Below are 13,734 nucleotides of genomic sequence, written 5' to 3'. Positions count from 1 at the left end.
AACCTATGACTGATGCTTTCCTCGTAGCGCTAGGGGGCGTGACCGAGCCCTATACGCTATTACTCATGGCAGTAGCGACTTTTGCAGGTATTGTTGCCGCCGCAATACCCGGCTTTACGATTACCATGGCCATAGTCCTTACGTTGCCTCTTACATTTGCCATGCCCCCCATGCAGGGCATTGCGGTCATGCTATCTGTCTACGTAGGTGGACTAAGCGGTGGCTTATTTAGTGCCGCTCTGCTGGGCATCCCAGGCACGCCCTCATCAGTTGCAACCACCTTTGATGCCTTCCCTATGGCTCGACAAGGTCATCCTGGGAAAGCACTATCCTTGGGATTATTTGCTTCATTCGTGGGCTCTATTATTTCTATTGCTGTGCTGATCGTGGCCGCGCCTCCACTCGCACTTCTAGCGGTTAAGTTAGGACCCTGGGAATATTTTGCGCTTATTATTTTTGCTTTGACTGTCATAGCAAGCCTAGTGGGTGACTCTCTTATCAGGGGGCTAATCGCGGGTCTAATCGGGATCGGCATCGCCACTATTGGGCCTGACCCACTCATGGGGCGCGAGCGTTTTACCTTTGGCTATGAAATCCTGACCGCGGGCATACCGTTCCTGGTTGTATTAATAGGCATGTACGCCATGAGCCAGCTACTCTCCGAATTAGAGCCTGCCGCCGGAGACAAACAGCCCTCTTCTGGCGCATTAATCAGTGGAGACATGCGCCCTCACCTTTGGCAAACCATAAAAGACATCTTATTGAAGCCCGCCAATGTTATACGCTCATCATTGCTCGGTGTGTTTATTGGTGCAGTACCCGGTGCAGGTAGCTCAATTTCTAATCTATTAGCTTACGACCAAGCTAAACGAGCGTCTAAGCACCCAGAAACTTTTGGTAAGGGTGAACCACAGGGCGTTGTTGCTTCTGAGTCAGGCAACTCATCAACGGTAGGCGGCAGCTTAATACCATTGATAGCGTTAGGCATACCAGGGTCTCCCGCCGATGCAGTTCTCATGGCAGCCATCATGGTACACGGCATCAGCATTGGCCCGCGCTTAATACTTGATCATCCCGACTTGGTTTACAGCATGTTTATTGCCATGGCGATAGCTTCTGTCTTCATGCTGTTAATAGGCGTTATTTTAATGAGGGCTTTTTTACGCCTACTAAATGTACCTAAGTATATTGTTGTTCCCGTTGTATTAGCTTGCTGTGCAATTGGTACTTACACCCTGAACAACCGCTTATCCGACCTTTATCTACTTGCCTGCATTGGTGCAGTGGGATATCTGCTTAAAAAACTGGATTATCCGCTAGCACCTCTTGTACTTGGCGTTGTATTGGGCCCTATAGCAGAAACCAACTTAAGACGGGCCTTCCAGACAAGCACTGACTGGACGCTCTTCTTCACTCGGCCAATATCAGCGCTGCTGCTTACACTGGCGGTTGTTTCTGTGATTTACAGTATTTATAGCTATATGAAACAGCGCCGCCTAATGGCTCGCCGTCTAGATGCCACATCTAAATAGGAATCACAATGCATACTGACCCACACTATTACCCTTCCGCCTCACGTCGTATGGTCACGTTTGGAAAACGTGGAATGGTCGCTACGTCTCAGTCGCTTGCTGCACAAGTCGGCATAGATATGTTACGAAAAGGTGGCAATGCCATTGATGCTGCCATTGCTACAGCTGCTGCTTTAACCGTCGTTGAGCCAACCTCTAATGGTATTGGTAGCGATGCTTTTGCTCTTGTGTGGGTAAAAGGTGAGCTACATGGCCTCAATGCTAGCGGCCCTGCGCCAAAGAGTATTTCATGTGATGCCGTCAAGGCCCTGGGTCATGAGGAAATGCCCGCCCATGGATTAGTGCCAATCACAGTACCCGGTGCGCCAGGCGCCTGGGCTGCGCTTTCAGAGCGTTTTGGTAAACTGCCTTTTGAGCAGCTGTTAGCGCCAGCAATAGAATTAGCTGACGAAGGTTTTGCTGTATCAGCAGTAGCCAGCCAACTCTGGAAAAGTGCAGAAGAGCGTTATGGAAAATACGGGACAGATGAATTTGCCTCCTGGTTTACGCACTTCACTCCCAATGGGCAGGCTCCCAAAGCAGGTGACATTTGGCGCTCTCCTGATATGGCAAAAACGCTGCGTGAAATTGCCAATAGCCATGCGGATGCGTTTTATCAAGGCAGCCTAGCGGATGCGATGGATGCCTTTTCACGTCAGCATGGCGGCTTCTTACGCAAAGAAGATTTACAAGCTTTCAAACCAGAATGGGTCAAACCCATAAGTGTCCGATATCGCGGCCATGATATTTGGGAAATTCCTCCCAACGGCAGCGGATTAATTGTGCTTCAAGCCTTGGGTATTCTTGAATCTTTAGGCGAACAGTCAAATGATCAGATAGACACTATCCACCGCCGGATAGAGGCTACAAAACTTGGTTACGTAGACGGCTTAAACTACATTACTGAACGCTCATCTATGCAGCCGAGCGTTGAGCAGATGCTATCGAATGAGTACCTTTCGCAACGCGCAGAGCTTATTGGCCAAGACGCCATTGACCCCATTCATGGCAATCCATTAAGGGGGGCACCGTTTACCTGGCAACCGCTGATGATGAAGGTAATATGGTGTCATTCATTCAAAGCAACTTTGAAGGCTTTGGCTCTGGCATCGTAGTACCGGGCACCGGCATTAGCCTGCAAAACCGTGGCTGGTCGTTCTCCCTCGACCCGCAGCACCCTAATGCACTAGCCCCCGGCAAGCGCACCTACCACACCATCATCCCAGGCTTTATCACCAAAGATAACCAAGCCGTTGGGCCGTTCGGTGTGATGGGTGGCTATATGCAGCCCCAGGGCCATGTGCAGGTGGTAACGGCGATGCTTGAGGATCAACTGAATCCTCAGGCGGCGCTCGATATGCCGCGTTGGAAATGGACCAAAGGCAAAACCATCGAAGTTGAAGCCGACTTCCCCAATCACTTAGCGCTTGCCCTGGCACGCCGCGGCCACGACATCGTTAAAGTCGCCGATTCAATCAGCTTTGGCCGTGGCCAAATCATTCTGCGCGATCCTGACACCGGCGTACTCCAAGGTGGCACCGAGCCACGCACCGATGGGGCTGTGCTCCCCTGGTAATATCTCACCACTAAACTGGGTCTCCGCCGTGTTGCCGTTGAAGGCAACCGGCGGCTGAGCTGGCTATCCACGCTCAACCACCGCATCATGGCACTCTTTTTTTCGTCGGTACTTTTTGCCAGCCTAACTATGTCTCCACCACCTTCTGAATCGACTTCCTCACCACTAAGCGGCTTTTTTGGCGTATTTCGCTATAGCCGACGTGCACTTGGCTTAGTCTGGGAAACCTCTCGCTGGATGATGCTTGGGCTGGCGCTGTGCACGCTGGTCGCAGGGGTTCTGCCTGCCGTGGCGGCCTGGGTGGGTCAGTTGATTGTGGATGGGGTGGTGAGTGCCATGGAAGCCCATCAAGCAGCCACTGATCCCAATCTGCTAGCGTCCATCACACCGGTGCTAACGCTGGTGGGGATCGAAGCCGTGATTATTGCGCTCATTGCCCTGGCCCAGCGCGGCCTCTCAGCCCAACAGTCACTGCTGCGTGCGCTGCTGGGGCAGAAGGTCAATGTGATGATTCTGGAGAAAGCGGGACAACTGTCACTTAGCCAGTTTGAAGATTCAGAGCTTTACGACCAGCTCACGCGAGCGCGCCGTGAAGCATCTACGCGCCCGCTTGCACTGGTGAATAAAACCTTTGGGCTGCTGCAAAACGCTATCTCGCTGGGTAGCTTCGGCGTGCTACTGGTGCAGTTCTCCCCTTGGGCGCTGCTGATTTTGGTGGCAGGCGCCCTACCGGTATTTATCTCAGAGGCCAAATTCTCGGGCGATGCTTTCAGGCTGTTTCGCTGGCGCTCGCCGCAAACCCGTATGCAGATCTATTTAGAGACGGTGCTTGCAAGGGAAGACAGCATTAAAGAGGTCAAACTGTTTGGCCTTGAAGGGCTGTTTCTCAAGCGCTATCGCGACATTTTTACCAAATTGTTTGCTGAGGATCGCCGCCTAACTTTGCGTCGTGAAAGCTGGGGGTTTCTGCTCGGCCTGCTTGGCACCTTAACCTTTTACGCCGCCTACGCCTGGGTGGTGATTGAAACGATTGCCGGGGCGCTTACCCTGGGCCAGATGACCATGTACCTGATGGTCTTCAAGCAGGGTCAGGCCGCGCTCTCCGCAAGCCTCACCGCGATCAGCGGCATGTACGAGGATAACCTCTACCTCTCCAATCTTTATGAGTATCTTGAGCAGCCAGTGGAGGGAGAGAGCGGTACACTCACTCAGGGGGCACTGCCCGGTGACGGGCTGCGCTTTGAGCACGTTAGCTTCTCCTACCCTGGCGGCGACTCTGTTCTCCAAGATCCGGTTCTTCACGATATCTCACTGCACCTCTGCCCTGGGCAGAGCCTGGCTTTGGTAGGCGAAAACGGCTCGGGTAAGACGACCCTTATCAAGCTGCTCACGCGGCTCTACCACCCAACCCAAGGCCGAATTCTGTTAGATGGTAGCGACCTGCGGGATTGGAGTACCCAAGCACTACGTGAACGCACCGGGGTGATTTTTCAGGACTTCGTGCGCTATCAGTTGCAGGTGGGCGAAAACCTTGGTGTCGGCGATACTCATGCCTTTAACGACCAAGAAAGGTGGCAGAACGCCGCTCGTCACGGTATGGCGGATGAGTTTATTACTCGCATGGCCAACGGCTACAAAACCCAGCTTGGCCGCTGGTTTAAAAATGGCCAAGAGCTCTCTGGTGGCCAGTGGCAGAAAATTGCCCTCTCCCGAGCGTATATGCGCGAAAACGCGGACATTTTGGTACTGGATGAACCTACCGCTGCCATGGATGCTGCCGCAGAAGCCGAAATATTTGCCCGCTTTCGCGAGCACAGCCGCAATAAAATGGCGATATTGATCTCTCACCGTTTTTCCACAGTACGCAGCGCTGATCTCATTCTGGTTATTGATCAAGGGCATATCGTTGAACGCGGCACCCATGAAGAACTCCTGGCCACTGCAGGCCGCTATGCGAAACTATTTCAACTCCAGGCAGCGGGTTATAAATAGCCACTAAAATATTAATAATTCTTATTATAATTATGTTTAAACTCTTACCACGCTAATTAAAATCTCGAACGTGAACAAACGTCACAAGCGTTACAAATCTGTCGACCGTTCTAACGCTTTAAAGGTAATGTGCTCTCATGGTTTGACACTACAGGAGTGGCACATATGAACCGTCTTCATCAGATAAGAGTTAAGTATGCTCTTGCCTTTATCAGCGTTGCGTTAGCACTACTGGTTATTGTGGTAGCCGATGCACTGCTGGTTAATATGGTAAAAAGCCGTTTAGATACGTTTATCACCAACTATATTCCGGCGACTTCAGCCACACTCAACGGCGACCGAGACCTTTATCAAGCACGCGTTGCTGAGATTGAGTATCTGTTATCTGACCCCAGCTCCGAGCGAGCAACAGCGTTAATCGCCGAGTTTGAAGAGAATGCTCAGCAGGCTTATGACCGCATGGGGCTCTACGCCGAACTAATGCAGAACTACCCAGAGCTAACCAAGCAACTAGCTAACTTTGAAACGCTGTATAGCGATTGGAAACAAGAGGCAACACGTGTTTTTGAGCTGCACCAAAGCGGTAATACCGCAGCAGCATTAACGATGCTATCCGGTTCATCATTAGACGACTTTAATGCACTGCGTGATATATATGATGTATCGGGAATAAATATTGAGACAGCCACTTATCAAGCAGAAGCAGCGGTGGTTGATAGAATCCAAGTGCAGCAAACATCCACTATTATTGTTGCTTTAATCATCTTTATTGCTGCAACGCTTATTGCGCTACTGGGGCCGCTAATGATGTCTCGGGCTATCCGTCAAATTAGTGGACGTATTAAAGAGATTACCGAAGGCGATGGCGATTTAACCGCGCGGATTGAGAGTCAACGCCGTGATGAAATTGGTGAATTGGCACAACAGTTCAATGCCTTTATTAAACGCATTGACGATACGCTTCAGTCAGTTAGCAGCAGTACCGTTAGCCTGCAGCATGCATCTACTGAAATTGCCAAAGGCAGTCAGGAGCTTGCGGCACGTACTGAGCAAGCTGCTGCGAATTTACAGCAAACCTCTGCTTCGATGGAGCAAATCGCAGCAGTGGTCAACAACGCCTCTGATTCTGCCCAGCAGGCTGACCAGTTGGCGCTTTCAACCCGGGATCTCGCTCAACAGGGTTTGCACTCCATGCACAGTGTTGAGCAGACAATGGATACGATTAACGACTCTTCCTCTGAAATCAGCAGCATCGTCAACCTTATTGATAGCATCGCTTTTCAAACCAATATCCTGGCGCTGAATGCGTCTGTAGAGGCCGCCCGCGCAGGCGAGCATGGCCGAGGCTTTGCGGTAGTTGCCCAAGAGGTACGTATATTGGCCAGCCGCTCAAGTGATGCATCCAAAAACATTGCCACTCTGATCATACGTCGTTAAAACCGCACAAAGGTGGGCGTTGACCAAGTGAAACAAACCCGGTCACATGCAGGAGATGGTAAAATCGAGAGCGTGTGCGGACGTGTTGCTGAGATCAGTGCTGTGCTAAAGAACAGAGTGTAGGTATCGGTCAAGTAAATGACGCAGTCAACGAGCTGGATAGCATGACCCAGCCAATGCCTCCATGGTAGAAGTCCAGCGCTGCGGCGGCGGAACTAAGAGAACAAGCCGACCGACTGGGCGTGCTAGTGGGAGGCTTCAAGCTCAGCAATGCTAACGCGCAACCAGCTCTTGGCAAAGCAGCGCTTGCCCCTACAGCTAATAAGCCCTCACCTACGCCTAATGTCCCGCGTCGTTTAGCGAGCTCACAGCAGCCTGAATGGGAGTCGTTTTAAGCAATCTCCCTTAGTTTTCTAAGTATCCTTGGACTCATACTGAGTCCAAGGAAGTTTCGTTACCGGCTTATATGCTCATCCATTTCAGCAAGCTCTTCGTCTAGCCGCAGCCGCTCATCGTAGTCATCAAAGGTATATGTATGCTGTCTGGTGCTTTAATTATTGATGATGATTGTAGTGTCCAACTATTGGGCAGAATGCTACTACGCCAGCACGGTTATCAGGTGGTGACGGCAAGCAGTTTTGGCGAGCTGGTGCGCCAACCCGACCTACTCAATGTCGAGCTGATCTTGCTTGATCTCGGGCTAGGTGAATTTACGAGCCTTGATATTCTGGAATATCTTTATGATTTACGCTTAAACGCTTCAATTTTATTAATTAGCAATTATACGGAAGAAACTGCCGCGCATGCGCTTGCAGCAGGTGAAGCAAAAGGCTTGAAAATGTTAGGTTTCCTATCTAAATCCAAGCTACTCACCGGTCTAACGACATTTCTGGGGCCATTAAAAAAGCGCCCAAAGCGCCTACAAGCGTTGAATTGGCGAAGGCCATTCGTGAACAACAGCTTTTTCTAGCTTTTCAACCCCAAATAAGCCTGCAACAAGGCACTCAACAAGGGCAGGTTATTGGCGTTGAAGCGCTGGTACGCTGGCAAGACCCTCAACGCGGCGTGCTATACCCCGACAGTTTTATACCTCTAGCAGAGCAAAACGACCTGATGCTTCCACTCACTTGGTACGTTATTGAGCTTGCCATGAAGCAGCAAGCCCAATGGTTGTCACAAGGGTGGGACTTAGACGTCTCGATAAATATACCGGCGGCCTTTATTCAAGCAGAAGGCGTACTAGACGCGTTTGATCAACTCACCCAAGCGCATCATGCTGTGCTTAGCAAGATCACCCTGGAACTCACCGAAACAGCGGGGTTGAGTGCTTGGGCTACGCTAGCTACGTGCTCAAAGCGTTGCGACAACGGGGCTGCAAACTGGCGTTAGATGACTTTGGTACCGGCCACTCTTCGCTGACACAGCTCTATCGGTTGCCTTTCAGCGAGCTCAAAATTGACCGTAGCTTTGTCTCACTGATCGATCAGGACAAAGAAGCACTGGTGATAACAGAGTCGATTGTCGACTTAGGCAAACGCCTGGGACTGACTGTTGTCGCCGAAGGTATCGAAACGTCGGCACAGTTCACTCGGCTTGTTGAAGCCGGGTGCACTGTTGGACAAGGCTACGGTATTGCACACCCGTTAACCGCCGACGCTTTCAACACCTGGTTACGCGAGTACTCACCGTCCGCCCCCTAATAACGCATCAAACGAACATGCTTTCTTGCTCCAAAGCCAGCTTAGTAGTGGCCTCAAGAGCAACTAAACGCTCCAGATAGATCATCAATTCGCTTAATGGGGCTTCTAGCGCTGCTTGCTCCAATTGGCTTGCTTGCTCAGCAATCGCAGCACAGCCTAGAGAGGAAGCGGCACCCTTTAGTGAATGGGCTTCTAGGCACAAGGCTTGTCGATCCTCTGACTGCCAGTAGGCATTCAAGCGAGCGATACGTTCACCAAGCCGTGTTAAAAACGTGGTCAGCAGCGCATCCAGTGCCTTGGGTTCAAAGGTACTTTGCAGCTCTTCGCAAAGACGCTTATCGAGTACTTGAACTGCCCCAGCGCTATCACCCAGCGATTCGGGGCTTTTAATAGGAACGGTAGCGTGAATACTGACAGATTCAACGCTTTCATCATTTAACAGATAGCGGCCAATCACCTGATGCAACTCATCGCGCGTAAAAGGCTTGTGAATCATATCGTCCATGCCGCTTTGAATGCAGCGCTCTCGGTGCTCAGGCATCACATTGGCGGTCATCGCCACTATGGGCAACTTAGGCAGTTGATGCACAGCTTCATAATCGCGCCAGCGTTGGGTGGTTTCCGTGCCATCCAGCTTAGGCATCTGCATATCCATTAACACCAAATCAAATCGACCATGGTCTGCTTTCAACTGATCGAGCGCTTCCTGGCCGTTCTCTGCAACCGATACCTGCTGGCCAAGGCGCTCAAGCATGACGCGTGCCACCGTTTGATTTAGCGGGTTATCCTCTACCACCAAGATATGGTGATGGGAGGGCATTGCTGGCAGGTGTTCACCGCTTTGGTAAATGGCCAAAGGTTCGGTTTCCGGCAGGCTGACGGTGAACCAGAATCGACTGCCGAGCCCCTGCTGGCTGTTAACACCTATCTCGCCCTGCATGGCATCGACCAACCGCTTACAGATTGCGAGCCCAAGCCCCGTGCCTTCGTGACGACGCGCCATTGAGGTATCCACTTGCGAGAACGCCGAGAACAGCTGTGCTTGATCCGCTTCCGCGATACCACAGCCAGTATCGTGTACCTCCATAAGAATATTATCGTCTCCAAGAGGTTTTATCTGGCATTTGACGAACCCCTCTTCCGTGAACTTCAAGGCATTATTGATTAAGTTCATCATGACTTGGCGCAGCCGCGCGATGTCTCCCAGCACATAACGGGGCAGCGCCGGGTCGATAGCGTAACTAAAGGAGACCTTCGCCTTTGGTTCGCGGAGGGTATAGCTTTCACAAAGCTGGTCGATGCATTGGTGAAGATCAAACGGCTGGATATCCAGATCGAGGCGCCCCGACTCAATTTGGTGTAGTCGAGAATATCGTTGATCACCGCGCGTAGGCTCTCCGCACTGCGCTTAAGAGCGGCTAAATAAGTCTCTGCACTTGTTGTTTTAACCTCCTCGCTTAACAAATCCGCCATACCCACGACACCATTTAACGGGGTTCGAATTTCATGACTCATCACCGCCATAAACTCAGATTTTGCCAGACTCGCTTTCTCTGCTTGCCTAGCTGCCTCATTTAGCTCTTGGCTCTTGGTTTCTAACGCCTGAGCCTTACGATGACTGGAGCGCCCTTCTAGAATCAGCGCGCGAACCAACATGCCACCTGAAAGCATTAACAGGACAATAAGCAACAGCACCAATCCGTTGAGACTTGTCAATGCGCGGTGTTCCTCACTATGCATATGGGAAACATGGGCGTTGGTTTCGATCAAAATGTTACCGCTGAGTTGCTGTAGCTCAGCCGTTTGCTGCAGGAGGATAGCCGTTAACTCGCTATTTAACTGGGTAGGGTTGTCCCATACCGTTTCGAGTAGGGTTTCCATCTCTAGAATGCGGATGTGAGCTTGTTGAATGACCGCCTCAATATCCTCGAGTTTCGCCACGACTTTTCCTATTTCACCTTGAAAAAAAAGTGATTGTCGGCTGAAGAGAATCTCAAAACGCAGCAACACATCATCAACCGTAGCCTTCCCAGCACTCGTTTCGAATAGCGACAAGCGCAATTCGCGCACCTCTCGATCAAACTGATACCCGGCCCATAACACATTTTCGAGCAACCGCTCCTCCTGCGCATGCTGACGGTTATAAATAACCCCACCGGTGGTTAGCGCTGAAAGAAAAAAAAGGATCGCCGAGAATGTAGCGACCCTGGTACGGCGGGAAAAATAGAACTTAAAAAAAGCCAGCATGATTGCTACTCGGTTATATTACTCAACGTCGATTCGTGTCACCTGCCACACAGAGCGCGAAAATATCTCTTCATCTAGCAGTTCGGGGTGCTGGTCAAAGGGGTAAATGACAAATAGCGGCCCCTGATCACGAATTCGCAGCGCTTTGCCGTTTGCCTGCATAGCCAGAATGACATCGTAATTCTCAAAATCGCTGATAGGCACCGTCGCGGCGTACTCATTCAACGCTACCACACGAATATTCTCCCCCTCGGCACCGACGGCTTCCAGGATAGCTCGCCCCAATGGGCCAGAGAAGCGCATCACGCCGTCGTGCCAGGGCGTGCGGGTAATCGTTTCGTGCTGCGCCAAGCCTTCTAGCATCGCTTTATCAAAATGGGCTTCGTCACCCACATTCGTCTGCCCCACCTTTCCACTCACCACCAATATCACCGGGCCTTCAGGTACTTCCAGGGCGATAGTGTGGGTCGACAGCAAGGCAAGTCCTACCGCGACGATGAAAACCACGAATTTAACAACCATAGGGCGACGTATCATGCTGCACCTCGGTGCTGACCGTTGAAAGTGCAGAAATTGTATATCGGCCGTTGGCGGGCTAACTGTGAACCTTTGTGTCAACGCATCATCATCCACTAAACTTAACGCGTGAGCTTGCCGCCTCTACACGGGTGACATTTATAAGACGACAATAAGGGAAATTAGCATGCATATTGGCGTACTTGAAGATGACCTCGACCAACAGGCCTTTATTGAGCAGTGCCTACTAACGGCAGAACACCAAGTCTCGCTGTTTAGTCGCTCTAGCGAGCTTCGCCGGGCGACGCAGCAGCACACCTTTGACCTGCTCATTATCGATTGGCGCCTGCCCGACAGCGACGGCATGGATGTGGTTGCTCATCTTCGCCAGCACGACAGCTGGCATGGGCCAATCCTGTTTATTACCGCCAGCCAGGGCGAAGACGATGTTGTTAAAGCCCTGGAGCGAGGCGCCGATGATTTTCTCGCCAAGCCCCTTCGCCCCAGTGAGCTGATTGCCAGAGTGAGTGCGTTAGGTAGACGCTCTGGCTATGCCACATCGCGCCCTGCACCGGCCTGTCCCGAGATATTTACCCTGCATACCGATGAGCACTACATCAGCGTGGCGGGCGACGCCATTGATTTAACCGAACGTGAATACCGGTTAGCCACGCTGTTTTTCTCTAAAATGGGTGAGCTAATTACCCGTGCGCACTTACTAGAGCTGGTGGGGCATTAAAGGAGATATTTCGACGCGTACCGTTGACACCCACGTAAGCCGCCTACGCCGCAAGCTGGAACTGGATGGTCGGCATGGCCTGCGTCTACGTAGCGTTTACCAATCGGGGTATCGCATGGAAACTTGCCAGCCCCCCCACCTTGAACAAGTCGCTAAATAGATTGACGCTCATATAAGCATCGGTTAAAACATAAGAGCTCCCCTTTAAGGGGCAGTCTTTTTTATTAACGAAACTTTTTCAGAGACCTTCTCATGCGCTGGCAAATCCCCGCGACACGAATGAATAAGCTGCATCGCATTATTAATAATGCGGTATCAGCTTATTATTGTCGCGCGCCAGAGATGTAAAGAGGAAATTGGCCGCGGCAAGTGTCGCGGCCATGTTGTTTTATCGTTACCTTTGAGACTCCCTGATCGCGATGTTGCCCGGCCTCCTAACCCAGGAGACCGACCCCATGGCAATCGCAACCATTACCCGCAAACTACTCAGCGCTTTCACCCACTATCGTACCCAGCGGCGCTTTTACGAAGACCCGCGCTTTCATGACCCGCACCTGTTAAAAGATATCGGTTTACGCTGGGAGCAGGGCCATCTGGTATCCATTCATGGTGTAGAGGAACCAAGTCAGCGCAACCAACGCCATCAGGCTGAAACCCGCGATGCCTACGAAAAATGTCCACACTGTGGGAGTAGGTTGGCATAGCCAACGCCCCGGTCGCAGGAAGTGGCCGGGGCGTTTTCAGTGGCGTGCCACGCCTGGCGCGCAATAAAAAAGCCGATCCATTGGATCGGCCAAGCTGATGGGATATTGCACAGCATGGGGAATACTGTGCAGAGATGCCTGGGGAAGGCATCGCCAAAACGCCGGGTTAGGCGGCTTGGCGATGCCCTCCCAGAGAATTGCGTCCTTTCCGGGAGTAGCTCCCTTTACCTTTTTTCGGGGTTTGCTGCTGCATTTTAAACATCGGCGTTCGCAGCTGCGCTTTTAAAGCGTTGTCTTTTATCTTGCGCTGTTTCATCGTTTTCTCCATTCTTTTAAAGATGCCTGCCTGGGCAGGCACCCACTACGACACATACTATTAACTGAAGTTCATCGTTTAGCGTTTCAATTCCTGGTTATTCATTCCTCTTACTCATCCCAGAGCGGCGCTATTTCAGGGTTGGCGATACGCTCGTTACGATCCAACTTGGCGATTTCCGTCATCTCGCTGTCGCTCAAGACTAAGTCAAAGGCGGCAATGTTGCTTTGAATATTTCGCGCCTTGGTCGATGAAGGAATCGTAATCATATTGCGCTGTTTTACCCAAGCAAGGGCAATTTGCGCGGGCGTGGCGTTATGCGCGTCGGCGATCTGCTTAAGGGTTGGGTCATCCATGACTTTACCCACGGCCAGGGGCATAAAGGCAGTAATTTGAATGCCATGCTGCTCGCAGTGATCGACCAGTTTACGGTTCTGTAAGAAAGGATGAACCTCGATCTGATTGGTGAGAATTTCACCTTTACCCAGAATGCTAACCGCTTCGTCCACCTGGGCGATGGTAAAGTTGGAAATGCCGATATTGCGCGCTTTACCCTCGGCTTTGACCTCTTTTAGCGCCGTCAGGTAATCGACCATCGGCACTTCATCCTCTGGGGACGGCCAGTGGATCAGCAGCAGGTCAACGTAATCGGTGCCTAATTTCTGCAGGCTTTCGTCCACGCTCTCTTTAAGTGTTACGGGCTCAAGATTATCGAACCACACCTTGGTGGTTAGGAAAATATCGCTGCGTGGCACGCTGCTGGCGCGAATCGCCTCCCCTACCCCTTTTTCATTGCCATAAAACTGTGCCGTGTCGATGTGCCGATACCCGGCCTCAAGCGCTGTGTGGATACTCTGCTTGAGCGTATCGCCTTCCAGGCGAAAAGTACCAAAACCGGGGTTGGGTATCACAGTCTGCATCATTAACGTCCTTTTC

The 13,734-nt window shown here is 51.4% G+C and carries 14 protein-coding genes and 1 pseudogene; 10 read left to right on the top strand and 5 right to left on the bottom strand.

All coding sequences use genetic code 11. The features are described from left to right. Window positions 1–5: 5 nt before the first annotated feature. The 7 genes and pseudogenes from FDY98_RS05310 (at window position 6) to FDY98_RS27115 (ending at window position 8,276) form a co-directional block, all read left to right on the top strand. The gene (locus tag FDY98_RS05310; protein ID WP_027959915.1) at window positions 6–1,532 is read left to right on the top strand and encodes a tripartite tricarboxylate transporter permease; all 1,527 of its coding nucleotides are present in this window, start codon (window positions 6–8) and stop codon (window positions 1,530–1,532) included. 8 nt (window positions 1,533–1,540) lie between these two features. Continuing rightward, a pseudogene (locus tag FDY98_RS05305) lies at window positions 1,541–3,147 on the top strand (gamma-glutamyltransferase family protein). A 129-nt stretch (window positions 3,148–3,276) separates the two neighbouring features. Further along, a complete protein-coding gene (locus FDY98_RS05300) occupies window positions 3,277–5,139 on the top strand; it encodes an ABC transporter ATP-binding protein (RefSeq protein ID WP_027959917.1) in 1,863 nt (620 codons plus the stop codon). Window positions 5,140–5,304: 165 nt separating this feature from the next. Then, window positions 5,305–6,576: a methyl-accepting chemotaxis protein gene (locus tag FDY98_RS05295; protein WP_340146769.1), complete on the top strand. Its 1,272-nt coding sequence runs from the start codon at window positions 5,305–5,307 to the stop codon at window positions 6,574–6,576. Window positions 6,577–7,111: 535 nt separating this feature from the next. After that, complete coding sequence (locus FDY98_RS27125; RefSeq protein WP_340146768.1) at window positions 7,112–7,546, top strand: response regulator; 435 nt, start codon at window positions 7,112–7,114, stop codon at window positions 7,544–7,546. Further along, the gene (locus FDY98_RS27120; RefSeq protein WP_340146767.1) at window positions 7,510–7,965 is read left to right on the top strand and encodes an EAL domain-containing protein; all 456 of its coding nucleotides are present in this window, start codon (window positions 7,510–7,512) and stop codon (window positions 7,963–7,965) included. Before FDY98_RS27125 ends, FDY98_RS27120 begins: the two co-directional genes overlap by 37 nt. Further along, a complete protein-coding gene (locus FDY98_RS27115) occupies window positions 7,935–8,276 on the top strand; it encodes an EAL domain-containing protein (RefSeq protein WP_340146766.1) in 342 nt (113 codons plus the stop codon). Before FDY98_RS27120 ends, FDY98_RS27115 begins: the two co-directional genes overlap by 31 nt. A gap of 7 nt (window positions 8,277–8,283) precedes the next feature. Here FDY98_RS27115 and FDY98_RS27110 read toward each other — a convergent pair whose 3' ends face one another. The 3 genes from FDY98_RS27110 to FDY98_RS05280 are packed head-to-tail and all read right to left on the bottom strand — an operon-like array spanning window position 8,284 to window position 11,060. Then, a complete protein-coding gene (locus FDY98_RS27110; RefSeq protein ID WP_340146855.1) occupies window positions 8,284–9,450 on the bottom strand; it encodes a response regulator in 1,167 nt (388 codons plus the stop codon). Continuing rightward, window positions 9,450–10,523: a histidine kinase dimerization/phospho-acceptor domain-containing protein gene (locus FDY98_RS27105; RefSeq protein WP_340146765.1), complete on the bottom strand. Its 1,074-nt coding sequence runs from the start codon at window positions 10,521–10,523 to the stop codon at window positions 9,450–9,452. Before FDY98_RS27105 ends, FDY98_RS27110 begins: the two co-directional genes overlap by 1 nt. 18 nt (window positions 10,524–10,541) lie before the next feature. Continuing rightward, the gene (locus tag FDY98_RS05280) at window positions 10,542–11,060 is read right to left on the bottom strand and encodes a molybdopterin-dependent oxidoreductase (RefSeq protein ID WP_223828005.1); all 519 of its coding nucleotides are present in this window, start codon (window positions 11,058–11,060) and stop codon (window positions 10,542–10,544) included. Between the two features lie 166 nt (window positions 11,061–11,226). On the opposite strand from FDY98_RS05280, the gene FDY98_RS05275 reads away from it, so the two are divergent. From FDY98_RS05275 to FDY98_RS05270, 3 genes are all read left to right on the top strand, one after another. After that, window positions 11,227–11,778 carry a response regulator transcription factor gene (locus FDY98_RS05275; RefSeq protein ID WP_340146764.1) on the top strand — a complete coding sequence of 184 codons (552 nt, stop codon included), beginning with the start codon at window positions 11,227–11,229 and terminating at the stop codon, window positions 11,776–11,778. Further along, entirely contained in the window at window positions 11,774–11,938 is a 165-nt protein-coding gene (locus FDY98_RS27100) for a winged helix-turn-helix domain-containing protein (RefSeq protein WP_340146854.1), read from the top strand. The genes FDY98_RS05275 and FDY98_RS27100 overlap by 5 nt, the downstream gene beginning before the upstream one ends. Window positions 11,939–12,233: 295 nt before the next feature. Continuing rightward, on the top strand, window positions 12,234–12,482 hold the full coding sequence (locus FDY98_RS05270; RefSeq protein ID WP_027959921.1) for a hypothetical protein: 249 nt from the start codon (window positions 12,234–12,236) through the stop codon (window positions 12,480–12,482). Between the two features lie 166 nt (window positions 12,483–12,648). On the opposite strand, the gene arfA is transcribed toward FDY98_RS05270, so the two are convergent. Next, window positions 12,649–12,798 (bottom strand): alternative ribosome rescue factor ArfA, encoded by a 150-nt coding sequence (arfA, locus tag FDY98_RS05265; protein WP_008957724.1) that lies wholly within the window; start codon window positions 12,796–12,798, stop codon window positions 12,649–12,651. A gap of 110 nt (window positions 12,799–12,908) precedes the next feature. After that, window positions 12,909–13,718 (bottom strand): 2,5-didehydrogluconate reductase DkgB, encoded by an 810-nt coding sequence (gene dkgB / locus FDY98_RS05260; protein ID WP_101148313.1) that lies wholly within the window; start codon window positions 13,716–13,718, stop codon window positions 12,909–12,911. Window positions 13,719–13,734 lie beyond the last annotated feature (16 nt).

The organism is Halomonas sp. PA16-9 (assembly GCF_009728585.1).
Lineage (GTDB): Bacteria > Pseudomonadota > Gammaproteobacteria > Pseudomonadales > Halomonadaceae > Vreelandella > Vreelandella titanicae.
The sequence above is the reverse complement of the archived record's forward strand: the minus strand, read 5'-3'. Positions and strand labels throughout refer to the sequence as shown.

What these genes read in the sequence shown, in the direction of transcription:
- FDY98_RS05310 (WP_027959915.1), top strand. Translation starts at nt 6, where the DNA reads ATGACTGATGCTTTCCTCGTAGCGCTAGGGGGCGTGACCGAGCCCTAT.
- FDY98_RS05300 (WP_027959917.1), top strand. Translation starts at nt 3,277, where the DNA reads ATGTCTCCACCACCTTCTGAATCGACTTCCTCACCACTAAGCGGCTTT.
- FDY98_RS05295 (WP_340146769.1), top strand. Translation starts at nt 5,305, where the DNA reads ATGAACCGTCTTCATCAGATAAGAGTTAAGTATGCTCTTGCCTTTATC.
- FDY98_RS27125 (WP_340146768.1), top strand. Translation starts at nt 7,112, where the DNA reads ATGCTGTCTGGTGCTTTAATTATTGATGATGATTGTAGTGTCCAACTA.
- FDY98_RS27110 (WP_340146855.1), bottom strand. Translation starts at nt 9,450, where the DNA reads ATGAACTTAATCAATAATGCCTTGAAGTTCACGGAAGAGGGGTTCGTC.
- FDY98_RS27105 (WP_340146765.1), bottom strand. Translation starts at nt 10,523, where the DNA reads ATGCTGGCTTTTTTTAAGTTCTATTTTTCCCGCCGTACCAGGGTCGCT.
- FDY98_RS05280 (WP_223828005.1), bottom strand. Translation starts at nt 11,060, where the DNA reads ATGATACGTCGCCCTATGGTTGTTAAATTCGTGGTTTTCATCGTCGCG.
- FDY98_RS05275 (WP_340146764.1), top strand. Translation starts at nt 11,227, where the DNA reads ATGCATATTGGCGTACTTGAAGATGACCTCGACCAACAGGCCTTTATT.
- FDY98_RS05270 (WP_027959921.1), top strand. Translation starts at nt 12,234, where the DNA reads ATGGCAATCGCAACCATTACCCGCAAACTACTCAGCGCTTTCACCCAC.
- arfA (WP_008957724.1), bottom strand. Translation starts at nt 12,798, where the DNA reads ATGAAACAGCGCAAGATAAAAGACAACGCTTTAAAAGCGCAGCTGCGA.
- dkgB (WP_101148313.1), bottom strand. Translation starts at nt 13,718, where the DNA reads ATGCAGACTGTGATACCCAACCCCGGTTTTGGTACTTTTCGCCTGGAA.